The organism is Mobiluncus curtisii ATCC 43063, assembly GCF_000196535.1.
Classification (GTDB): domain Bacteria; phylum Actinomycetota; class Actinomycetes; order Actinomycetales; family Actinomycetaceae; genus Mobiluncus; species Mobiluncus curtisii.
Map to the genome: position 1 here is coordinate 1,050,601 of NC_014246.1, position 22,939 is coordinate 1,073,539.

A 22,939-nucleotide genomic window follows, 5' to 3' on the forward strand; every position below is an offset into this window, starting at 1 on the left:
GTAAATTGCCGACTGGTCTAATCAGGAGGATTTTAAAAATGGCTTTGTCTATTAATCAGAACATCATGGCTATGAACAGCTACCGTAACTTGTCCTTGACCCAGTCCAATCTGGGCAAGTCCCTGGAAAAGTTGTCGTCTGGTTTCCGGATTAACCGGGCTGCCGATGACTCGTCCGGCTTGGCGATTTCTGAGGGCTTGCGCTCCCAGGTTCGTGGTAACAAGCAGGCTGTTAAGAACGCTCAGGATGGTATCTCCGTGGTCCAGACCGCTGAGGGTGCCCTGAATGAGGTTCATGACATGCTGCAGCGTATGCGTGAGCTGGCTGTGAAGGGCGCTAACGATACTAACGATTCTAAGGCTCGTGCTTTCATCGAGCAGGAAATGGGTCAGCTTAAGATGGAGCTGGTTCGTGTGGGAGCTTCCACGAACTTTGATGGTCGCAAGCTGCTGTGGAATGGCGCAAAGGTTGACAAGGACACAGTGGTAACTGGTTCAGACTTTGCGATTGCAGAAACAGCAGGTAAAGATCAAGCCGAATGGTGGGGTAAGTCTAAAGGTGTATTGGCCTTCCAGGTCGGTGCTAACGGTGATGCTCAGGTTGACGACATTTCTGTTCAGTTGGAGGACTTGGTTACCACTACCTTGAAGTCTCTCGATACCAAGTACTCGGTTAAGGGCACAGAGGCTGATATCGCCATCAAAGACCACAAGGGTTATATGGCAGAGATTGGCAAGATTGATACTGCCATTCACGCCGTGTCCAAGCTGCGTTCTGACTTCGGCTCGGTCCAGAACCGTTTCGAGCACACCATCAACAACCTGAATGTGGCTGTCGAGAACCTGTCTGCTTCTGAGGCTCGTATCCGTGACACGGATATGGCTTCCGAGATGATGCAGTTCACTCGCGGTCAGATTCTGCAGCAAGCTGGTACTTCCATGCTGGCGCAAGCCAACCAGGTTCCCCAGACCGTGCTGTCCCTGCTCCGCTAAGCGGACTGACAGACGGGCTGGCTGTAGCCCGGCTCTAGCTTATCGGGACCCCCGCTCTCGCGGGGGTCCCCCCCGTTTAATCCCCCGCTAACCCACGCCTATCCCTAAGGGTTACCATGCCTTGCCCCGCCACCCCCCATCCCGCAGCCTGCCCCCCTTTGTCGCACCGCCGCGCGACCTTTCTGGAATGGGACTCGTTAATCCTATTAATTCGGCTCGGTGTGCCATATATGGAACACCGAGCGTTTAAATAGGTTTCATTCCCGGTTATCCCCGGAATTTCGGGGCAGTTGCGCGAGTGACCGATTTCAACCCGGAATCTGGGTTATTGGTGCCTTCTGGTTGAATAAAACCGCAGGTAGGTGCGATTTGCTCCGGGGGGATTTGGCTCTGGGCGCAGTGAAATCGGTCGTTCGTGCCACACCGGTCCAGCCCGGGCGCATATCGCACCCCCGCGCCGACCGGGCAAATCGGTAAGATAAAAACGTACGTAACGAAACCGCTCAGGGAGGCCCGGTGCAAATCAAGCAAACACTGACCGCGAGGGGCGCACTGGCGGCACTGGTGGTCATTGTTGCCACCGGACTGGCAGCGTGTTCCAGCCCCGCGACCTCGACCAACACCCTGTTGAAACCAGGGACACCCACCGACACCTTAATCAACGTGGCAGCCATCGAACCGGAGCGATCCCTGATTCCCGCAGATTCCTCGTATTCCTCCGGAGCTACCTTTACCCCCCTGCTATTTTCCGGACTGTCCTACCTGAACCCGGACGGAACCATTGCAAACGAACTGGCTACCGCGGTGGTGCCCAACCCGGACTGTACCGAATACGACATTCAAATCCGCTCCGGCGAAGTATTCTCCGACGGCACCAAGCTGAAATCTGACAACTTCATCCAGGCCTGGAACGATGCCGCCAAAGCCTCCAACCGGCGTCTGAAAGCGGGGCTGTTTGCGCCCATCGAAGGCTTTTCTGACACCGCAAACCAAAACTTGACCGGCCTGCAGCGCCTGAGCGACACCCACTTTAAGGTCTATCTGACCCAGCCGACCTGCGATTTTCCGATGCGGTTGACCGACCCGGCATTTGTGCCACTGCCCGATTCCGCATTCGACTCGGCGGGTAACGTAACCTCGGGCTTTGGCGAAAACCCCTATGGCTACGGACCATACATGCTGGCGCGGGAGGGCGCTTGGGAACACGGCATTCAGCTAACCCTGGTGCCCAACACCCGCTATCACGGACCCCGCCAAGCCCAGAATGCCGGACTGACTTTCAAGTTCTATCATGACCCGGACCAAGCCTACGAAGACCTGACCCGTGGCGCTTTAGACATTGATGAAACCCTGCCAGACCGGGCGAAAGACAGCTTCACCGAACAGCTCGGGAAACGTACCCTCGCCGTGTCCTCGGCGCACGTGAAGTTCCTGGCAATCCCCTCTAGCGGGCACTTCGCACTGGGCACCGAGGAAGGCAGGCTGCGTCGCGCTGCCATATCCCAAGCCATCAACCGCGACGACATCGTGAAACGGTTCTTTAACGGCACCAGGGAAGTTGCCACCGATTTCGTGACCCCCACAATTGCGGGTCACACCACGAAGCTGCCGGGCAACGAAGTGCTGACCTATCAGCCAGACACTGCCCGGAGCTTGTGGGAGCGCGCCAACCAAATTTCACCCTGGACCGACGGGGACACCTTTACCATCGCTCGTCCCGATAACGGATTGAATACCTGGATTGATGCCGCTTTGAGCTCTATCGGCGAGACGTTGGGGATTCGCACCGCGGGCGAGTCCTACCTCGATCAGCGAGCCATAGATTTGGCAGTGACCCGCCACGATATAGATGCAGCTTTCCTGGTGGATTGGCAGTCGCCCTATCCGGGGATGCATTCCTACCTGCAGCCGTGCTTCGCCACCGACGGGTATGCCAACAATATCGGGTATTCCGCCCCGGATTTCGACGCAGTTTTGAATCAGGCACGCGGGGTGAGCGATGACGCGGCAGCTAACCGTGAGTACCAGCGTGCCGAGGAAATACTGCTGCGTGACTTGCCGGTATTGCCGCTGTGGCACGCGAAATCCCTGATTGGGTGGTCCGCGAAGATTGCGGATGTAGTGCCGAATTGGCGGGGGAGCGTGCAGTATTGGAAAGTCAGCGCGAACTAAGCTGAGGCGCTCTCGAAACGAGCTAAACAAGTGGCATAATCTTAGGTCAGGGGATAAACTAAAAGCTGACCAATCGTGACTTCAAGGAGGGACTCGGGCAATGGGCCGTGGCCGCCAGAAAGCTAAGCAGCAAAAGGTCGCACGCCGACTGAAATATGAGACTCCAGAAATGGATCTCGAGGCGTTGCAGCGGGAACTATCAGGTAAGTCCGGTGAGGATACGTGGGACGATGACCCCTACGCCAAATATGCTGAGCCTGATTACGATAAGTGGGCTGACTACGCTGAAGATGACCCGGATGACGGCGGGGACGCCGCGTGAAGCCGGGGTCGCCCATCTTCGGTAATGTGGCAATGACCTCTCCCGCCGATTCCCCTCGACACGACTCTGACGATAAACCGCACGATGAGTGCGGTGTTTTTGGTGTCTGGGCGCCGGGCGAAGAAGTCGCGCGTCTGACCTATTTCGGCATCTATGCCCTGCAGCATCGCGGTCAAGAATCCGCCGGTATCGCCGCTTCAGACGGATCCAAAATCTTGGTTTACAAGGACATGGGATTAGTCTCTCAGGTGTTCAAAGACCGGGACTTGGCTTCCCTGCAAGGTCACCTCGCCTTAGGGCACGTTCGCTATTCGACTGCCGGGATGTCCTCTTGGCACAATGCCCAGCCCACGCTGGGACCCACCGCTTTCGGGACCCTCGCGATGGCACACAACGGGAACCTGGTGAACACGCGCAGCCTGCTGGAAGAACTGCTGCCCACAGACGGGAAACCTGCCGACGGGAAACCTGCTGCCGGAACCCCCGCAACAGAGACCCCAACCGCCCGCCCCGACCTGGTGAACCCTGCCGGCAGCCCTGCTGCCTGCCGTAAACCCGAGGACGCAGCTGCCCAAACCGTCGCCGACGTGAAAGAGCAAAAAGCACACGGTTTGCAGGATTCCTCGTCAGACACCATGCTGTTGATGAAGATTATTGACGCCGTGTCTGCCCGCGCCGTGTCGATAGGCGGCGAACCGCCGTTGCTGAGCGTCATGCGGGAAATCCTGCCGAAGCTGGACGGCGCGTATTCCCTGGCGTTTATGGACGAAACCACGCTGTACGCGGCGCGCGATCCGCAGGGGATACGACCCCTGGTGCTGGGACGGCTCGCTAACGGTTGGGTAGTCGCCTCCGAAACTGCCGCGCTGGACATCGTTGGCGCGACTTTCGTGCGCGAAATCGCGCCCGGCGAGCTGATTGCTATCAATGAAAACGGGGTGCATTCTGAGAACTTTGCCCCGGCGCGACCCGCGGGGTGCGTGTTTGAATACGTGTATCTGGCGCGTCCAGACACCACGATTGCGCAGCGTTCCATCGCTGCCGCGCGCCGGTCGATGGGAGCTGCCCTGGCTCGGGAACATCCGGTTGAGGCGGACCTGGTCATGGCGACACCGGATTCCGGAACGCCGGCTGCCATCGGCTACGCAGAGGAATCTGGCATTCCCTTTGGGCAAGGTCTGGTGAAAAACGCCTACGTGGGGCGAACTTTCATCCAGCCAACCCAAGCCATGCGCCAGATGGGCATCCGTCTGAAACTCAACCCCCTGCGCTCCGTCATTGAAGGCAAGCGCCTAATCGTGGTGGACGATTCCATCGTCCGGGGCAACACACAGCGGGCCGTCATCCAGATGTTGCGCGCTGCGGGAGCCGCTGAGGTACACGTGCGCATTTCCAGCCCGCCGGTCATGTGGCCCTGCTATTACGGGATTGATTTCGCCACTCGCGCCGAGCTCATCGCCACCGGTATGGATATTTCCGAAATTTGCCGTTCCATCGGGGCAGATACCCTGGGCTACCTGTCTTATGAGTCCATGGTTGCCGCCACGGATCAGCCCGACAATGAGCTGTGTACAGCTTGCTTTTCCGGGCGATACCCCACACATTTGGCGGACCTGGAAACCGCGGGGGCGCTCCCGCGGGGATTGAGCTACTGTGGGGGAAAGGACTGACCGGCATGAATTTCGAGGTTAACTCTGGCGCTACCGATGCGATTACCGGAGGGACGACAGGCAATAATCCGCGTGAAAATGGCACTGCTAATCTGACCAACCCGGTAAACGCTTATGCCCGCGCCGGCGTGGACACCCAGGCCGGTGACCGCGCGGTGGAACTGATGAAGACCGCAGTGCAAGCCACCCAGGGGCCGGAAGTTTTGGGCGGTACCGGCGGGTTCGCGGGACTCTATGATGCCTCGGCAGCGGGGATGACCACCATGCGTCGCCCCCTGTTGGCGACGTCTACCGACGGGGTCGGCACCAAGATTGAGCTGGCGAAAGCGATGCGGATTTATGACACTATCGGTCAAGACCTGGTGGGAATGGTCGTCGATGACCTCACCCCGGCAGGGGTGCGACCCCTGTTCATGACCGATTACATCGCCTGTGGTCGGGTGGTCCCCCAGATGATTGCGGGTGTGGTCGAGGGCATCGCCCGCGCTTGCCAGGCGGTAGATTGCGCGCTGGTGGCAGGCGAGACTGCCGAGCATCCGGGAGTGCTGGGCGTGGCGGATTTCGATGTCGCCGGGGCTGCCACCGGTGTGGTGGACGCGCCCCGACTGTTGGGACCCCAGCGCGTTTGTGCAGGTGACATGGTAGTGGGGTTTGGTGCCAGTGGTCTGCATTCCAATGGGTATTCCCTGGTGCGCCGAATTGTGGCAGACGCGGGCGTGGCTTGGGAGTCCTCGATTCCCCAGTCTTACGGGGTGGTGGCGCCCCACGGTTCGCCGTTTGCTGATGGCGCTGATTATTCCCTGGGGCACGCCTGTCTGGAACCGACCCGGTTGTATTCCCGGTTGTGTTTGGACCTGGAAAATTCTGGCTGGCTGGCTGCCCGCCAAGCCGGAGATTTCGTTGGGGAACTGGACGGAAACCGGGTACACGCGTTCGCCCACGTGACCGGGGGTGGTTTGGCCGCGAATCTGTGCCGGGTCATTCCTGCCGGGCTGCACGCCGTGGTGGATCGTTCAACTTGGCAGGTGCCGGGGATTTTCCGCTACCTGATGGATTTGGGTGGAGTGGACGTGACCAGTGCCGAGGACACCTGGAACCTCGGCGTGGGCATGGTGGCGCTGGTACATCCTGATTTTGTGCCCGCCACTGTGCAAGCAACGCAGCGCGCCGGTATGGAAGCCTTTGTCATGGGAACCGTCAGCGACGGCATTCCCGCAGGTGAGCGCCTGATTTCGGGGACCAAAGGGGTCTCTGGTGGCACCGTGGTATTGCGCGGTGAATACCAGTATTAGCCCCGGTAACCAGGCGTGGCGTGAATATAAGGTGGAATATGGGCAGTAGCTGCCATTATTGACAGCTACTGCCTAAATACCACCACTTACAGACAAAAAGCAGTTACCTCTGGCGGTGGCGCAGTCTAGCCAAGAGCAGCACGCCCGCCACAACACCTGCCACAACGCCCAGCTTCTTTTGTGATGCTGCGTCGCCATCCAGGGCGTCAGTAAAGGTGGCTTTGGCTCGCTGCGCAAAATCCTGAGCTTTCGCTTGGGCTTCCCTGACCTGATTAGCGGGATGAAGCCGATCGACCAACTGGTCTACGGTCTGACCCATTTCAGAGCGGGTAGTTTCAATCTGACGCTCGATTTCCTCAGGGCTACCGTTAAAATCTTTTTTCTCCGCAATGTTTTCGCTCATTTTTCCGCTCCTAAATCCGGGCGCTTGAGAGCAGCTTTCAACGTCTCTACGTCCCGCTTCACGTGCTTTTGAGGTTCCGGGATAGTTGCCTTGGCGCGTTTCGCTGCGGATAGCCCAGCCAGAACCAAAATCAGCGTCAATACCAGCAACACCGCCGCGTTAATCAACGCTCCCCACAACAGCGAACCGGTCAACATCGTAAACCCAAAGAACATTGCTTTCAGCAAATACCCCAGCATAAATAACCCAAATATGCCCGCCCCTGCCAGCATCCCTGCTGCCAGACCGAACCGGGACCCGGCGGCTTTTGCCTGAGCCTTCATCAACGCGACCTCAGCCCTGAACAGGTCAGAAATCTGGGTGGAAAATCGCGCAAACAGCGCCCCCAGCGATAATTTTGGTTCTTCTATAGCCATCCCGGCCTCCTCGTCGACATCACTTCAGACCTAGTTTACTATTTCCCCAAAATTTGCGTTCAGGAAGCCAAAGTCGCCATGAGAGCCGGGGCCCGTAAAGTCTTGCGAGCGGGTAGTGAAGCTGCCAAAACTGCCAACGCGACAGCCAGCGCCACGAAACCAAGCTGACCTAGCGCCGGGATACCCCACGCGCCCATCCCCAAGTCGCGCAGCAGCCAACGCCACAGCAACCCGATGACTACGCCGGAAATCCATCCCAGCCCCGCGCCCAGCAGCGCCAAGAAAAATGCCTCCCACCGCAGCGAGGCCCGTACCTCCCGCGGGGCCAACCCCAGCACTCGCAGCAGGGCAAAACTTTGCCGGCGTTCTATCATCGCCAGCGCCAAAGTGTTCACAATCCCCAAAATCGCGATGATGATTGATAGCCCGAGCAGCGCATACATCAGCCACAGCACTTGCGTGGTGGTTTGGGACAGCGCGTGGGACAGCTCCACGGGGGTAAAGACCCGGTAGACACAGAACGGGTTGAGGGCTTGCTGGATGCGACCCTGAACCTGTCGGATTTCAGCCGCAGACGGGGTGTCGCGCTGGCTGTCCAGGTTCACAAAAATGTAGCGGTATGCCAGAGTTTCAGGACCAGCAGCCTGGCGCAGATACTCCGGATCGAGGAAAATCGCTGCGTCCAGCAGGGTGGAACGCACTATCCCGGCGACCTTGGTGGAATAAATCCCGCGGGGGCCCGTCACCGTAATCGCGTTCCCGACTTTCCAACCCTCTCGAGCCGCGTCACGGGCATTCACCAGAGCTTGACCGTTCGCCAGACCCTCGACATCACCTGCTTTGACCTGCAGTGAGATGAGGTTTTTGGCATCATCCGCAGTGATGCCGGCAGTAACTAAAGACCGAGTGGAATCTCGGTCGAGCCGTACCAGCATCGGGGCGCTAAAGATACCGGCATCAGCGGAACGCACCCCGTCCACTTTCCGCAGTACTCCGACCACCGGTGACACATTGGTGGAGGGCTGCAGCGAAGCTACGACCAGGTCGGATTGGACTTCCTGGACCACCCCTGATTGCAGGGATTGGCGGGCAGAATCCGCCAGAATTCCCCCGGTGGTGGCGATAGCAATGCCGATAACCAGGGCGGCTGCCCCCAAAGAGGTGCGACGCGGGTAGCGGCGCAGGTTGCGCAGGGCGAACTGCGCCGGCAGCCGGTTAAAACGACGAAATAGCGTGGCAAACACCCACAGGAACGGGCGCAACAGGACGGGGGTCAGCCACAGCACCCCGAACAGCCCCAACACCGAAGCTGCCACAGCCAGCGCTATCGCGCGCATCCCCACTCCTGACCGAGACGACTCCACCAGCGCCCCCGCGCCGAGACCGACCGCCACAACCAGGATTGTCAGTCCCAAAAGTGTGGCACCGCGCAGCCGACCCTCCGGGGCGGGTGCGCTCGCAGACAGAGCATCCAGCGGGGTCATCCGCCCGGCGCGCCAAGCCGGAAGCAAACCAGCCGCCACGGTAATCAGCACTCCCAGTGCCACAATCACCAGCGCCCGGACCAGCCCCAACGGCATACCGGGGGTGAACACCCACCCTTGTGTCACGAGCACCTGCCGGACTCCCAGCACCAGCGCCAGCCCCACTCCCGCGCCCAAAATGGAGCCGACCAGCCCAATCAGCAGGGCTTCGCCAGCCACCAACATCCGCAGCGCACGGGGACTATAGCCCAGGGTGCGCAGCATCCCGAGCATCCGATAGCGGGAAGTGACCAGAATCCCGAAAGTGTTTGTAATCAGGAAAGCGCCCGCCAGCAGCGCCAGCGCCACAAACGCTTGTGCCAGCAGATTCACCAAACCAATCGTGCGCGCCATCGCCGCGGACTGTTGAGCGCGCAGCGCGGCTCCCGTCAAAATGACAGCATCGGGACCGACAGCGTCTTGGACCCGCTGCTTGACATTGCTGGTGTCCGCGGCGGGGGCTACGTGAATGCCGATGAGTTTGACCTTGCCCTCGGGAGAGAACCAAGTCTTTGCGTCTTTGCCGTCCACGAAAGCCAAAGTGGTGGTGCCGAGCGGGGCTTTAAACTGGGCGAGCCCTACGACTTTCAGGCGATGGGTCGTCCCTGCCCAAATCAGGGTGGCAGTTTTGCCGGTTTGCAGTCCGGCGCGACGTGCCATGTGCAGTTCCAGCATGACTTCTTTCGGTCCGTGCGGCAGGCGTCCCGCCGCAACTTCCGGGCCGGGCGGATAGGGGAAAGCGCCGCGCACCAAGGTCGGGCTGAGCCCTACCGAGACGGGCTGTTTGTCTTGATTTAACAGGACCGCCTGACCCTCGAACTGAGGCACCGCATGGGCGACCCCGTCGACGTCTTCGATAATCTGCACGAGTTCATCGCTGATGCTACCTCGCGAGTTCAGGTCACCCGCGGGAGCGTCCTTTACCGGAGGCGCCACGGCATAGAGATCCCCGTCGAGCGTCGCGGTCGCGGAGGACTGCGCCGCGTCTGTCATCAGGTCAGTTATCCCCAAAGTGGCGGTCAGGAATGTCACGCCCAGCACGACGGCGAACACGGTGGGAACGAAGCGGGAGCCGCGGCGGGTGATTTCGCGCCAAATGAGTTTCCACATGGCGTCTACCGACCCTTAGGAGGGTATCGCAAGGATTGGGTGCGCCAGTCGGGAGGGAAAGTCTCGGGAGTGTCCGTGCCGGGGGCAGTGGTTGTCGCCGCCTCCGGGGGGACTGGGGTACCTGGCATCGCCGGGCTTGCTGGGGCGGGGGTGCGTCCCAGGTTGCGTAAATCATCCTGCAGAGCCGCCGACCGGGCTTCTGCCTGGGCTAACATGGCGTCAGCGCGGGCGATGAGCAGTTCTTGATCGGGGGTCTTTCCGCGACTGGGCAAGCTCGGGTTCCCGCCATGCGGGGTCGCCGGAGCTGCTGGGGTTGCTGAGGGCGTGGCGCCACGAGGGGCACGAGTCGCTGCCGAAGCGCGGGAGTCGCGCGGGGCGTCGGGTTCCTGCAGTGTCTCGGTGGCAGCGTTGATGGCTGCGCCCGAAGCTGCCAAGAGTTTTTCCGCCTGTTCAATCATGGCGAGCAGTTCGTTCTTGCCTTCGGCTTCTGCCAAGTGCGGGTCGACCGCAGGTCGGCGCGAGCGGCGCGGTCCGTCATAAGTGCGGGACGCGGCGGGTTTTGAGCGTTCCGGCTGGGGTGCTGGCTGGGGAGCCGGGGTCGGTTGCGCCAGGGGAGCCGGGGTCGGCTCCGGTGAAGGGCGCGGTTCAGGCTGCAGCTCGGGTTGGCGCGCGAACGCGTCCGGGGCGCTGAGGGTGCTTTCCAGCTGGGAGACCCGTCGGGGGGTCGGGAAAGTCTGTGGCTGCGGCGCGGATGGTACCGCGGTCGGGGCTTCTGCCGGGGGTGTTGCGGGGTATCGTGCCGAGAAACTGTCGGGCAACTCGGGGCGCTCCAGCTCGGGCTCAGCAGGGGGTGCCGGGACAGCTTCGGGGACAAACGCCTCGGAAAGAATCCGGGACGAAGCCGAACTGGGCACAAGTGTGGGAGGGTTGTCCACCCACGCGTTCGGGTCGTTTACCGCGAGGGGCGCGACCGGCGGTGCAACTGGTGGCGTAACCGGAGGCTCGACCGGAGGTGCCAGCGGCGGGGTGACTGGAGCAGCGGGCGCGGTGGGCGCGGTGGGCATAGTGGGAGCCACCGCATCTGGGGGAAGGCTGGGCGTTGGTGCGGGCGTTAGTGTGGGTGCGGGCTGCCCCGCACCAAAACTGCCCAATATCGGACGGCGCCGCCGAACAGACACCTCCAAGTCAGCTTCACCGCTCGCTGTACGCGCGGGCTTGTCCATAAAATCAAACGAATTAAACCCGGTATCGCCAGAGCCTGAGTCTGTATCCGGGATGTTCGGACGCTCGGGACGTGCTGTTTCGTAACTGTCAGCAGCCGGGGTGGTGGAACCGCTGGCTGCCAACTCGGCAGCCCCGGAAATCACGGAGTCAAAGTCGCTGAGTTCTTTGGCATTAGCGGGGGAACCTGATGCGGAGTCCCTGGTGGTATCGGGATTAGCAAACCCGGATGCCAGTGGTTTCCCCAGCAAATCGTTGGTGTCCTCCTGGGCGGCAGGGTGCGCTACGGACATGCTGGGCCACTTGAAATCACCCCGAGCCAGGGAATCTGCCAGTTCGTTCGGTTCGGGATTGGCCTCGGCAATGCCCAAGTTGGCAAAAGTGAGGGCGGTGTCGCGTTGGCGACTCGCGGGGGGTGCCACAGGTGCGAATGTCGGTTCTGGCGCCGACACCGAAGCCGGCTCTGGAGCCGGTGTCGGGACGGTGTGCGCTGTCGGGACGGTGCTGGGCGAGTCCGGCACCGCCGGCGGAGTCAGTGCTGTAACGGGAGCCAATTTTGGCAAGCCCGTGGCGGTATCTGCAGGAAGTTCTGGCTGTTCAGAGTCTGTTTCGTCCTCAATCTTTGGCAAACTCATGACGGCGGTCAGGTCTTTTTCTAACGCTGCCGGATCGACGTCCCGCAAAGTCTGGGGTGCGCTGGGCTGTCCCGCGTGTTTCCGGGCTTTCCGCACTTCGCCGAGGTTTTGCTCGGCTGCGAGAATCGCCTCGCGTGTCGGGTTCGTCAGCTGGGCAACAATCTGACCGTCAAACAGGAACAGCACCCGGTCAGCATATTTAGCGGCATCGGGTTCATGGGTGACCATGATGACTGACTGTTGCCAGTCGCGCGCTGCTGCCCGCAGGAACGAAAGGACCTGTGCCGAAGACGCCGAATCGAGGTTCCCGGTCGGCTCATCAGCGAAAACGACCTCGGGAGTGACCAGCAAAGCGCGAGCACAAGCGACCTTTTGCTGTTGCCCCCCGCTCAGCTCGGCGGGAAACGCATCCAGCCGAGACTCCAAATCAAGCTCTTTGACCAGGGCTTTCATCCGGCGCCGATCCGGAGACTGGCGGCGCACCAACGCTGACAGCTCGATATTTTCCGCGACGGTCAGCGTGGGCACCAGGTTAAACGCCTGAAAGATAAACCCCATCGTGTCACGGCGAAACCGGGTCAGTTCCGCGGGATTCAGCCCCGACAAGTCACGACCGGCGACCGTCACCGTGCCAGATTGAAACGAATCCAACCCTGCCAAAATATGCAGCAAGGAGGATTTGCCGGAACCGGAAGGACCCATAATGGCAGTGAATTGGGCGCGGGGGAAATCCACATCCACCTGGTCTAAAGCCGTGACGGCGCGCTCTGTATCGGCATGACCATAAATTTTAGTCAGACCGCGAACGCTGATGAGAGAATCCGAGACCGGAGAAAGCGTGGTGGAAAACCTCGGTGATGCCGCAGGGATTTGATTGACCAAGTTCGCCTCCTTTCTCTGCATTCTTTCACATTTGCCGCCAAGGTGCTGGTTTCCGCGCCCGAGAGAAGTGCAACTCGTTACAAAGGGTAGACTCGCTCGCGACCCGCTCAGCGAGCAGCGGAGGGCAGAAGGACCTCGCGATCTGGACACAATTTTACAAAATGGTGTGAACTGGTAAAACATCCCAAGCGGTGATGAAAAATGGCAGGAACAGTGTTTTTCACGGTGTGCCAGGTGCAGTCTACAATGGCTGAATGCCTGGAAAATCCCGAAAACCCGTTCCTGCACCCCTGATTTTCTTTACTGAGGGCTTCATCCAATACTTGGGAGCCGGTGTCGCGGTAACACTGTTTACCCTGATGGGACCCCTGACCGTGGCATGGCTGCGCACCGTGTTTGCTGCCGTGCTGATGTTGGCATGGCGTCGACCGTGGGGCGCACGAGCGCTCACTCCCCGCGGTTACGTGTGGTCCTGCCTGTTCGGGACCGCACTGGTTTGTATGAACATGACTTTTTACGAGGCCGTATCCAGGCTTCCCTTGGGTACCACCGTTTCCGTGGAATTCCTGGGACCGGTCATTTTTGCAGCTATCGGCATCGCCGGTTGGATGGGCAAGCTCTCCGTCCTGCTGGCCTTTTCCGGCGTGGTCATGATTGGTGGACTGGGCTTGGACATGAGCAATCCTGCCGAACGGGTGGGCTTGATTTGGGCACTGGTCGCCGGGAGCATGTGGGTGGCATACATGGCTTTGGGGCGCAAAGTAGCGGTTTTGGGGCGCGGGATTGATTCCCTGTCAGTAGCCCTGGCGTTTGGTTCGTGCCTGCAGCTGCCTCTGGCGTGGCCAGACATTCATATTGCGTTTAGCTCGTGGTCTGTATTCGGTCTGGCGTTACTGATGAGCATGTGTTCCTCCTTCGTGTCCTACATCCTGGAATTGGTCGTGCTGCGTGACGTGTCTGCCTCTATTTTCGCGCTGCTCTCCGCGCTGCTGCCGGTAACGTCCCTGCTGGTGGGAGTGATTATGCTGCGGCAAATCCCGAGTTGGCCAGAAGTTGGGGGTTTGATTTTGGTGTCGATAGCGGTGGCGATGACCTATCGGCGCGACCCCGCCGATCCCGCCACCCCTGCTGATTCTGTCGCCCCTGCCGATTCCGTCAGCCCCGTCCCTGTCGCGTCAGCGGACTAAACTAGGCTTATGAGCGGATTCTCACAACGTTTGCACGACCTCTCGCAACGAGTCGCCGCAGCTGCCGCGACCGCGGGGCGCGACAGCGAGTCGATTCGCATCCTGCCGGTCAGCAAAACTCACCCGGTCGCGGACCTGCGTGAAGCTCTCGCCGCGGGAGTGAGTGAATTTGGGGAAAATAAACCCCAGGAACTAGCAACGAAAGCCGCGGAACTGGGGGCGAACCTGGACTTGTGCGCTGACAGGAACGAGGTCAGCCCCCGTTGGGTTCAGATTGGCAACCTGCAACGCAACAAAGCCAAACTCATCGTCGCTTATGGCGCGGAGCTGCAGTCCCTAGACTCGGCGAAACTGGCGCAAACCCTGAACCGTCTGCTTGACCAGGCAGGACGCACACTGGAAGTCATGATTGAGGTCAACACTTCCGGTGAGGACGCGAAACACGGGGTCGCCCCGGAGGAAACTCTGGAACTGGCGCGATTGGTGATTGATCAGCCGCGACTGCACCTCATCGGCTTGATGACGGTGGCAGCGCACATAGACCGGGTGGGAGAACGCGGTGTATTCGAGATGTTTTCCCAGCTGGCAGGGTTGCGAGAGGCAGTGCTAGGGCTGCCTGGTGGGGCAGATTGCCGGGAACTGTCGATGGGCATGAGCGGGGATTTCGAGCTGGCGATTGCGGCAGGCTCCACGTGCGTGCGGGTCGGGTCAGCCCTGTTCGGTCCGCGAGATTACGCGCAAAAGCCTGTCTCGTGACGGAACCCTGCAGATTTTTGGGATAATGTCCACGTGAAGCGTCCCAGTTTGAAACCGCGTCAACTCTCCGATGCGGCACAGCCGACCCCGCGCAGCTCGGCGCAGTCAGGCGCTGCCCCGCGGAGAGCTGGGAAGAACTCACGCCAAAACGCCGCCCCGACCTCGCCCGCGGTAAAAGCCCCGTCGCGTCCCCGCGTCGAGGATGCTCCCGGCTCGACCCGTCTGGCACGTATCCTCACCCTGGCAGCAGTGGCGCTGGCAGTATTCCTGGTGGTGTTTTCCCCGCTGCGCTCCTGGATGGATCAGCAGCAACAGGCGCGGGCGCTCGCTGCCCAAATCGCCCAAGTCAAAGCCCAAAACGCCGAGCTGGAAGCGGAAATCAAACGCTATCGGGACCCCGAATATATTTCCCGGCAAGCCCGTGAACGGTTGGGATACGTGAAACCCGGCGAAGTCACCTATGTCGTAGTTGATCCTCCCGGTGCGGAAAAACCGCAGCTGACTAGCGGCTGGACCGATAAAGACACGAATGATTTGCCGTGGTTCCGCCAAATCGTCACCGGGCTGGAAGTCGCCGGGGCGGCTCCCGCCCCTGGAAAACCCGCGAAAACTGCCGGACCGTCCGCGACGCCTGCTGACAAAGCCACCCCCGAAAAAGCCTCTAACCCCAAGAACACCCCGACCCGCAACTGAGCGCTAACCGTAAACTGACAAAGGAGCCCTTGTGATTACACCCGCTAGCCCGCAAGATTTGCGTATCATCGCAGCTCAATTGGGGCGTGTCCCGCGGGGAGTTATAGGGGTTGCCGCCCGATGCGGCGGTGACGCCGCCGGTCACCCCGCGGTCATTGCGAGCGCCCCGCGCCTGCCCGGTGGCGAGCCTTTCCCCACGTTTTATTACCTGACTTGCCCGGCAGCAGTCGCAGCCGCCTCACACTTGGAGGCAAACGGGGTCATGCGCGAGGCAGAAGCCCTGCTGGAGACAAACCCGCAGATAGCGGCGGCTTATACGCGCGCCCATGAGCTCTATATTCGCCAGCGCACCCAGGCGGGTGAAGCCGCCGGAATCGGGGAAGTCGCCGAAATCGCGGGGGTGTCAGCCGGGGGAATGCCGAACCGGGTCAAGTGTTTCCACGCCCTGCTTGGACACTCATTGGCGGCAGGTCGGGGAGTAAATCCCATCGGGGATTGGGTGTTGGATCGGTTGGAACAGTTGCCCGCCAGCAACCCGCATCGTTGGACGCCCACGACTTGTGCCTGGAAATTTGACGAAACTGTGGGGGAGGAGAATCGGTAATGCGTATAGCAGCAATTGATTGTGGGACTCACTCGATACGTTTGCTCATTAGTGAGGTCGACCCCCAGTCCGGGACGATGACCGATGTGGTGCGGTTGAACCGGATTGTGGGCTTGGGCGAAGGAGTGGACCGGACTGGGCACCTGGGGTCAGCCGCGCTGGAACGGACTTTTGCAGCGGTCACGGAATATGCCGAGTATGTGCGCCGTGAGGACGTCCAGAGAATCCGGATGGTGGCGACTTCCGCTTCGCGGGACGCGGATAATTTTCCGGAGTTTAGCGCCGGGGTACAGGCACGGCTGGGGGTTATCCCGGAGGTCATTTCGGGACAACTCGAGGCGACATTGGGATTCACCGGGACGCTCTCGGCGCATCGCGACGTTGCCAGCCCGGCACTGACCGTAGACATTGGGGGAGGTTCCACCGAATTTGCGTTCGGAGAGATTAACCCCGCTACCGGTCGGTTTGACCAGGTCAGTGCCACGGTGTCGATGAATATGGGCTCCACGCGCGTCACCGAACGTTACTTGCGTCCCGCCGAAGATGCACGAGGTGTGCCCTGCGAGGATGCAATCAGCCAAGCTGCCCAGTTTGTCGATGGGATGATTACCCAGGCTGCAGCCCAGGTGCCGTTGGATTGCGCCTGCCAAATTGTTGGGGTCGCTGGTTCGGTCACGACTTTGACCGCCCTGGAATTGGGGTTGGAACGTTATGAGCCGGATAAAATCAACGGTGCCGTGCTGGATTCCGGGGCGCTGCGGGAACACGCCCAGCGCCTGATTCGGATGCCGCACGAGGAAAAAGCCCAGCTGGGACCCATGCATCCGCAGCGGGTGCGCCAGATTGCTGGCGGAGTCCTGGTGTGGGAGCGGATTTTGGCTTGGTTGGAGGCTCATCCGGCTCCCGGTTCGTTCCCGGGTCGCTCGGAATCGGGAACGGTGTCTACCGGCGAACCCCGTGGCGCATTCCCGGTCTTGACCTCTGAAAATGACATCCTCGATGGGATTATCCTGTCTCAGATTCCCTGATTTTCGGGGCTGGTTTTTGAATTTGGTGCGGTGACTTCGCCCGCGCTCTTTGCGTCGGGGTGCCATATCTGGCGCCCCGAGCCGTTCTAAATAGGTTTTACTCCAGGTTTTCGGGGAAATAGAGCGCTGTTTTTTGGTGAGTGTCGGGGCGGGCGTGGATTATAGGGTGGAAATAGGGCTGTAGCTGCCAATAATGGCAGCTACAGCCCAAATACCACCTTATATTCACAACCCCGGCAGGTATCTCCAACCTGGGGCAATATGTTGGGGGCTAGTTTTGCGGATTTGGATTCTGGGTGGAGTCGGTCGGTTCAGGGGACGGACCAGCTTGGTCTGGAATATTCGACCCGAAAGACTGCGGTTGCCCAAGCTGGGTCTGGTCAGGCTGATTCTGCTGTTCAAACTGGGTTTGAACCGGCTGTCCTGGCTGCGCTGGTTGAGCAAAGGGGTTTGCCATTTGGGTAGGTTGCCCTGGCTGGGCAAAGGGGTTGGGTTGCCCGAACTGGGGTTGTGAGGTCTGCACGGCAGGTTGCCCCGCGCTAGGCTGTGCGAAGGATTGCGTTGGGGCGGGCTGTCCCGGCTGCATGAAGGGCTGTGGCTGCCCTGGTTGTGCGAAAGGTTGTGGCTGTGTGGGTTGCCCAAACTGGGGCTGCCCCGGTTGCCCGTAGTTCATCGGCTGGCCGAACTGAGTCACCGGATTAGCCTTAGCTTTGCTCTTTTTGACCAGCACCACAATCAGAATGACGATTCCGGCAACAATCAGGATTGAAAACAAGGGAATCGCCAGCAAAAAATACCCGGGGACCGACGTTCTGGTTATCCCGGCAGCCGTGTGGTCACTGTCCGAATCGTACTTGGAATCAGCCGTATCGACGCTGTTTCCAGCAGGTATGTCAGGGGAGGAAACCACTTTAACTTCGCTGCCGAGGTCGGTCAGGTCCAGCGTCACACTGTCACCCTGGAAATCAACGGGTTGCCCGTCCACGGTGGCTGTTTTGATACCGTGGGGCATCTGAATAATCAGGTTCATGGTGATTGAATCCATACCGATCTCGCTGGTGTCCCCAGCACCGTTCAGTTTCGATTTCAGGTCGTCAATGTCCTCTTTGGGTAGGGTCAGAACCAGGTCATCGCCGTCTTTTTTCAGGTTCTTGCTTGAATTGAGACTCTGTTCCTGAGGCAGAATAATCTCGCATTTCATATCCCCGCCGGTACTCAAATCTTTGACCGTGGCCTCGCCTTCATTTTCCGTATCCGCGAGATCCTGGCAGGTCACTTTCCCGCCGTCGCCCATGGAGGAAAGCATGTCCTTTTCGGCTTCGCTCATCGCCACGATGACCGAAGGCTCAATGGTGTGCTCGTCGATGACTTTCAGTTTGACGTTCATTTCGCAGCCGCTCAATGCTACCAGCGCGATTGCTGCGATGCCCGCCACCAGGCTTTTCTTGCGCAAACTCCGCATTTGTTCGCCTTTCTAGGTTTCCGGGAAGCGACCCAACGCCGATTCCTCACTTCGAAAATATCAGATGCGCCCGACGCCGGACATACCCTTTTGGGTTATTTTCTTTCCCAAGTCCGCAGGGTCGGGCTGATGCACAAGGGCGGGGTGGACTGTCCTCACTCGTGGGCGTGTGACCGGCGGAAAGCCAGACGCAGCTGCAGGGCAACCGCACCCAAGATGATGGACAGCGCGGTGCCCATGACCACACCGATAGAACCGGCTTGGGTCAACAAATCGTCGCCGCGGAAAGACAGGTGCGAAATCAGCAGCGCCACAGTGAAACCAATCCCTGCCACCAGCGAAATCGGAACCATATCACCCATGGTCACGCCTTTTTCCAAGTGCAGAGGAGTGAACTTTTCCATCACGAAGACGGAACCGGAGATTCCCAACAATTTCCCGAAAGGCAACGCCAACATGACCGCTATCGCTACGGGATTTGCCAGCATTTGCAGCGCCCCGCCAGGAGTGTCCACAATGTCCACCCCCGCGGCAAAGAATGCAAAGAACGGCACCGCAAACGCGGCAGAAACCGGGTTCACCTTCATCGCGATTTGTTCCACCATATTGTGGACTTCCCAGTCGCGCTTATCGGCGGGAACCACCATGCCCAGCACCACTCCGGCAATCGTGGCGTGAATGCCGGAAACCAGCATGAAGTACCAGGTCAGCACCCCCAGAGGGAGCAGGAAATACCAGTGACCTTTCCGCTTGTGACACAGGAACCCGAACAGGGCGGCACACGCCGCCATCGGCAGCAGGAAAACCAGATTCAGGTTAGAACCATAGAATACGGCGATGACGATAATCCCGCCCAGGTCATCTGCCACAGCCAGGGTCAGCAGGAACGTCCGCGCCCCGTTAGGCAAGCCACGACCAAAAATCTGCAAAATCGCGACCGCGAAAGCAATATCTGTAGCGGTCGGAATCGCCCAACCGTGCCAAGCTCCAGAGCCAGTGATGGCGGTGACCACTACGAAGACCAGGGCGGGGCCCGCCATCCCGAAAACCGCGGCAATAATCGGCATCGCCGCGGTGCGGGGATCGTGCAGGGCGCCGTGGGTGAACTCTTCCTTTAGCTCCAACCCGACGGTGAAAAAGAAAATTGCCAGGATACCGTCACGCGCCCACTCTTCAATAGGCATGGACAGGTGCAGTTTTTGCAGCACAGACAGGGTGTCAGTGGCGGCGGCTTGCGCCAGACCAGGGTCGGGCACGAACTGTGCCACTGCCTGATACCCCTCGCGGAAAGGGGTGTTGGCAAACACCAGGGCGAGCACGGCAGCGATAATCAGAATCAGCCCTCCGACGATGTCGTCGGAAACAAACCGAGCAAACCGCTGCTGCGGGCTGAGTCGTTGCTCGCCAGCCTGAACCGCGGCATCGTAGTCTGTCGGGGAAGGACTGGCTAAGTCCGGCTCTCCGAACAGACCCTTGTCGAGGTTTTCGTATTCTTTATCATTGCTTGGCACTTCTTTGTCCATAATCCACAGTCTAGGTTCGATTTGAGTAAATCCCCAAATGAATGGATGATTAACCAAGTTGAAAAATGCGACCGCCCCCGTAGCCCAATGGTAGAGGCAGCTGACTTAAAATCAGTTCAGTGTCGGTTCGAATCCGACCGGGGGTACCATTCCTCCCGCTAATCTGGCGGATTTAGGCGGAAACCAGACCATTTTCGTAAGCAAAAATCACCGCTTGCACGCGGTCGCGGGCACCGATTTTGTTCAGGATATTGCCCACGTGAGTCTTCACCGTAGTCATCGAAATAAACAGCTGCGTGGCGATTTCCTGATTGGTCAGACCTTGTGCGATGAGGGTGAGGACCTCAGTCTCCCGATCTGTGAGGCTGTCCAGCAGGGCTTTATCGACCAGGTTCGCTTCCTCCACCTCGTCCTGTTCTCCGGGCAGCTGCGGGGCGAACATTTCAAGCATCCGTTTCGTCACGCGCGGAGAAATCGTGGCGTCCCCGTGGGCGACATTGCGGATGGCGCCGATGAGTTCCTCTGGTTTGGCGTCTTTCAGCAGGAATCCGCTGGCTCCGGCTCGCAGTGCGGCGAAAGCGTATTCATCCAGGTCAAAAGTGGTGAGGATGAGGACTTTCACGTTTGGGTTGCCAGTAATGATCTCCGAAGTCGCTTCGATGCCGTTCATGTGTGGCATCCGCACATCCATTAGCACCACGTCAGGCGAGGTCGCTTTGACCATCTGTAGTGCGGTTTTGCCATCTGCCGCTTCGCCTACCACCGTGATGTCGTCCGCGGCTTCCAGCACCATCCGAAATCCCATCCGGATCAGGGACTGGTCATCGACCAGTAGCACTTTGATGGCTTCACTAGGCGCGGACTGTGCGGATTCCGCGGATTGCGCGGTCTGTCCCGGTTCGTTCTCGTTGTCACTCACGTTTCTATTGTCCCCTAAAAGTCGTTCACGCGGGCATGACCCAGCCCTCAGGCTTCGGAGTTTCTGCCTGCCAGTGCAAGGAGGCTTCTACCCGCCACCCGCCGGGGGTAGGACCGGCCTCGACATGACCGTCATAAACCGCAGCACGCTCGCGCATCCCAATCAGCCCTTTTCCGCCGCCGGGGTTAATCCCCGCCAAGGAAGTGGCGTTAAACACGACGATATGAATGCCGTTTCCCTGCACTTCCAAATCAACCTCGACCGCGGTGGAGGCGGGAGCATGACGCAAAATGTTAGTCAAAGACTCTTGGACGATTCGATAAATCGTCAGTTGCAGCGGACCGTCAGCCGGCACCTCATCCCCGGAATACCGGTAAGTAATGGGCAGACCAGCCGCTCGGAACTGGGCAATGAGCCCCTCCATTTCTGCCAAGTCCGGGGACGGGGTGAAACGGACTTCCTCCAGGGAGGACGCGGGGGCGACTTGCGGAGCGTTGGGGTCAAGGTTCTGGGGCACTTCGGTGGGTTGGCGCAGCACTCCCACCAGGCGGCGGGTGTCTGCCAGTGCTGCCCGCCCCGTCTCGCTCATATTGCGCAAGGCTGCTTTGGCGAGTTCCGGGTTTTTGTCAATCGCGGCGGTGGCGCCGTCACTCATCGCAATCAACACCGTCAGTGAGTGAGCCACAATATCGTGCATCTCCCGCGCAATCCGGGCGCGTTCGTCAGCTACCGCAATCTGTTCGGATTGCTCGCGTTCCAGTTCCAACTGGCGGTTACGCAACGTCAGCTCGTCCACCCGGTCGCGTCCCAATTGGACGATACGTGCCAGCATCACTGCCACCACCATCAGCAGGGTGATGACCAGCGCCAGCATCCCGCGGGCAGCCAGATTTTCCTGCGGCTCCAGGAACCCCACCTGGACTACCACCAAAATACCGACTCCGAACAGCACTAAGAACGTGACTATCAGCAGCGCGTTTGACACCAAACCACGCAGGGTTCGGCGCCGCGCGGGGTCAACATTGCCGCCGGGCTGGCGGGGAATCGGGGGGGTAGTCACCAACCTATTGTGACATAGCTGGTTTTCGCTGGCTTCGTGACGGGCGGCATACCGGAAAATCCCCCCGCAGCAGGAGGACTGAGCCTCGCAGAAACCCGGAAATCCGCTACGATAAAACTGTTGAGACTATAAGGAGCGACATGAGTAATCCAGTGTTTACCCGCAACAAAGTATTTACCGAGCGCACTCCGGGGGGATACCCGACTATGCCCGGCTACCAGGTCGGCGGAGGGGCAACTCAGACCTATCCCGGTGACGCTCCCCAAGTGAGCTACGCGCCGGAACGCCCCCAGCAGTTCCCCACTCCGCAGGGACAAGAACAATACGGCACGACTTCTGCCAGCCGTCCCGTCACCATGGACGATGTTTTGATTAAGACGGTGGTGACTTTCGGGACCCTCCTGCTTTTCGGAGCCGGGTCTTGGGCGTTGACCGCGACCAATCCGGGTCTGGGCATGAGCGTAGCGTTTGTCTCGATGCTTGTAGCTTTGGTGTTGGGGCTGGTGAACTCGTTTAAGCGCCGTCCCTCCCCGGCTTTGATTTTGGGTTACGCCGCTTTCGAGGGCGTCATGTTAGGTGGCATTTCCAGCCTGTTCGCCGCGCTTTACGACGGTGTAGTGATGAAAGCAATCGTGGCGACCTTGGTCACCACCCTGGTGATGCTGGTGCTGTTTAAGACCAAGGTGGTGCGGAACTCCCCGACCTTGATGCGGGTCATCACAGTTGGTATGTTTTCGATTTTTGTGTTCTATCTGGGCAACATGGTGGTCAGCCTCATCAACCCGGCATGGTCCTTCTACGGCCCCAACGCACCGACCATCGGTGGCTTCCCGCTGTGGATTGTGGTCAGCCTCATCGCCATCGGATTAGCCGCGTTCTCGCTGGTTACGGACTTTGACTACATCGTCACTGCGGTCGATAACGGGGCGCCTCAGGAAACCGCTTGGACGGCCGCTTTTGGGCTCATGGTGACCTTGATTTGGCTCTACATTGAGTTCCTGCGGATTTTTGCGTACTTTGCGTCCGATAACAACTAGGTTTGTGTTCCGGAGTTTCCGGTCTGAATGTT

19 protein-coding genes and 1 tRNA gene are annotated in these 22,939 nt (G+C 59.6%); 12 read left to right on the forward strand and 8 right to left on the reverse strand.

Annotated elements, in window-relative coordinates; all coding sequences use genetic code 11:
* The first annotated feature begins 38 nt into the window (after positions 1-38).
* The 5 genes from HMPREF0573_RS04495 to purM all read left to right on the forward strand — a co-directional run bounded on the left by HMPREF0573_RS04495 (position 39) and on the right by purM (position 6,448).
* Positions 39-992: a flagellin N-terminal helical domain-containing protein gene (locus tag HMPREF0573_RS04495; RefSeq protein WP_013189023.1), complete on the forward strand. Its 954-nt coding sequence runs from the start codon at positions 39-41 to the stop codon at positions 990-992.
* Between the two features lie 516 nt (positions 993-1,508).
* Positions 1,509-3,164 (forward strand): ABC transporter substrate-binding protein, encoded by a 1,656-nt coding sequence (locus HMPREF0573_RS04500; protein ID WP_004011261.1) that lies wholly within the window; start codon positions 1,509-1,511, stop codon positions 3,162-3,164.
* A 100-nt stretch (positions 3,165-3,264) separates the two neighbouring features.
* On the forward strand, positions 3,265-3,486 hold the full coding sequence (locus HMPREF0573_RS04505; protein WP_004007525.1) for a DUF3073 domain-containing protein: 222 nt from the start codon (positions 3,265-3,267) through the stop codon (positions 3,484-3,486).
* The gene (purF, locus tag HMPREF0573_RS04510) at positions 3,483-5,156 is read left to right on the forward strand and encodes an amidophosphoribosyltransferase (RefSeq protein ID WP_004011260.1); all 1,674 of its coding nucleotides are present in this window, start codon (positions 3,483-3,485) and stop codon (positions 5,154-5,156) included. Before HMPREF0573_RS04505 ends, purF begins: the two co-directional genes overlap by 4 nt.
* Before the next feature lie 5 nt (positions 5,157-5,161).
* Positions 5,162-6,448, forward strand: a complete 1,287-nt coding sequence (gene purM / locus HMPREF0573_RS04515) for a phosphoribosylformylglycinamidine cyclo-ligase (protein ID WP_004011259.1) — start codon at positions 5,162-5,164, stop codon at positions 6,446-6,448.
* A 103-nt stretch (positions 6,449-6,551) separates the two neighbouring features.
* On the opposite strand, the gene HMPREF0573_RS04520 is transcribed toward purM, so the two are convergent.
* The 4 genes from HMPREF0573_RS04520 to HMPREF0573_RS04535 are packed head-to-tail and all read right to left on the reverse strand — an operon-like array spanning position 6,552 to position 12,659.
* Positions 6,552-6,851: a DUF3618 domain-containing protein gene (locus HMPREF0573_RS04520; RefSeq protein ID WP_013189024.1), complete on the reverse strand. Its 300-nt coding sequence runs from the start codon at positions 6,849-6,851 to the stop codon at positions 6,552-6,554.
* Positions 6,848-7,267 (reverse strand): phage holin family protein, encoded by a 420-nt coding sequence (locus HMPREF0573_RS04525; RefSeq protein ID WP_004007521.1) that lies wholly within the window; start codon positions 7,265-7,267, stop codon positions 6,848-6,850. Before HMPREF0573_RS04525 ends, HMPREF0573_RS04520 begins: the two co-directional genes overlap by 4 nt.
* A 59-nt stretch (positions 7,268-7,326) precedes the next feature.
* Entirely contained in the window at positions 7,327-9,900 is a 2,574-nt protein-coding gene (locus tag HMPREF0573_RS04530; RefSeq protein ID WP_013189025.1) for an ABC transporter permease, read from the reverse strand.
* A gap of 5 nt (positions 9,901-9,905) precedes the next feature.
* Positions 9,906-12,659: an ABC transporter ATP-binding protein gene (locus HMPREF0573_RS04535; protein ID WP_013189026.1), complete on the reverse strand. Its 2,754-nt coding sequence runs from the start codon at positions 12,657-12,659 to the stop codon at positions 9,906-9,908.
* 233 nt (positions 12,660-12,892) lie between these two features.
* Between HMPREF0573_RS04535 and HMPREF0573_RS04540 the strand changes: the two genes are divergently transcribed.
* Genes HMPREF0573_RS04540 through HMPREF0573_RS04560 form a run of 5 tightly spaced genes read left to right on the forward strand, consistent with a single transcriptional unit; the run spans position 12,893 to position 16,906 of the window.
* On the forward strand, positions 12,893-13,825 hold the full coding sequence (locus HMPREF0573_RS04540) for an EamA family transporter (RefSeq protein WP_013189027.1): 933 nt from the start codon (positions 12,893-12,895) through the stop codon (positions 13,823-13,825).
* A 9-nt stretch (positions 13,826-13,834) separates the two neighbouring features.
* The gene (locus tag HMPREF0573_RS04545) at positions 13,835-14,581 is read left to right on the forward strand and encodes a YggS family pyridoxal phosphate-dependent enzyme (protein ID WP_004007517.1); all 747 of its coding nucleotides are present in this window, start codon (positions 13,835-13,837) and stop codon (positions 14,579-14,581) included.
* A gap of 33 nt (positions 14,582-14,614) precedes the next feature.
* Positions 14,615-15,274 (forward strand): FtsB family cell division protein, encoded by a 660-nt coding sequence (locus HMPREF0573_RS04550; RefSeq protein WP_041797964.1) that lies wholly within the window; start codon positions 14,615-14,617, stop codon positions 15,272-15,274.
* 31 nt (positions 15,275-15,305) lie between these two features.
* Positions 15,306-15,878 carry a DUF501 domain-containing protein gene (locus HMPREF0573_RS04555; RefSeq protein ID WP_004007515.1) on the forward strand — a complete coding sequence of 191 codons (573 nt, stop codon included), beginning with the start codon at positions 15,306-15,308 and terminating at the stop codon, positions 15,876-15,878.
* Positions 15,878-16,906: a Ppx/GppA phosphatase family protein gene (locus tag HMPREF0573_RS04560; RefSeq protein WP_004011251.1), complete on the forward strand. Its 1,029-nt coding sequence runs from the start codon at positions 15,878-15,880 to the stop codon at positions 16,904-16,906. The genes HMPREF0573_RS04555 and HMPREF0573_RS04560 overlap by 1 nt, the downstream gene beginning before the upstream one ends.
* Before the next feature lie 271 nt (positions 16,907-17,177).
* On the opposite strand, the gene HMPREF0573_RS04565 is transcribed toward HMPREF0573_RS04560, so the two are convergent.
* Both HMPREF0573_RS04565 and nhaA read right to left on the reverse strand, forming a co-directional pair.
* The gene (locus tag HMPREF0573_RS04565) at positions 17,178-18,368 is read right to left on the reverse strand and encodes a hypothetical protein (RefSeq protein ID WP_013189029.1); all 1,191 of its coding nucleotides are present in this window, start codon (positions 18,366-18,368) and stop codon (positions 17,178-17,180) included.
* Between the two features lie 155 nt (positions 18,369-18,523).
* The gene (nhaA, locus tag HMPREF0573_RS04570) at positions 18,524-19,891 is read right to left on the reverse strand and encodes a Na+/H+ antiporter NhaA (protein WP_013189030.1); all 1,368 of its coding nucleotides are present in this window, start codon (positions 19,889-19,891) and stop codon (positions 18,524-18,526) included.
* A gap of 73 nt (positions 19,892-19,964) precedes the next feature.
* Here nhaA and HMPREF0573_RS04575 point away from each other — a divergent pair.
* Positions 19,965-20,040 (forward strand) — tRNA-Leu (locus HMPREF0573_RS04575).
* Positions 20,041-20,063: 23 nt separating this feature from the next.
* Here HMPREF0573_RS04575 and HMPREF0573_RS04580 read toward each other — a convergent pair.
* On the reverse strand, positions 20,064-20,810 hold the full coding sequence (locus HMPREF0573_RS04580; protein ID WP_004011247.1) for a response regulator transcription factor: 747 nt from the start codon (positions 20,808-20,810) through the stop codon (positions 20,064-20,066).
* A gap of 25 nt (positions 20,811-20,835) precedes the next feature.
* On the reverse strand, positions 20,836-21,795 hold the full coding sequence (locus tag HMPREF0573_RS04585) for a sensor histidine kinase (RefSeq protein ID WP_013189031.1): 960 nt from the start codon (positions 21,793-21,795) through the stop codon (positions 20,836-20,838).
* A gap of 215 nt (positions 21,796-22,010) precedes the next feature.
* Between HMPREF0573_RS04585 and HMPREF0573_RS04590 the strand changes: the two genes are divergently transcribed.
* The gene (locus tag HMPREF0573_RS04590) at positions 22,011-22,907 is read left to right on the forward strand and encodes a Bax inhibitor-1/YccA family protein (RefSeq protein ID WP_041797966.1); all 897 of its coding nucleotides are present in this window, start codon (positions 22,011-22,013) and stop codon (positions 22,905-22,907) included.
* The last annotated feature ends 32 nt before the right edge of the window (positions 22,908-22,939 follow it).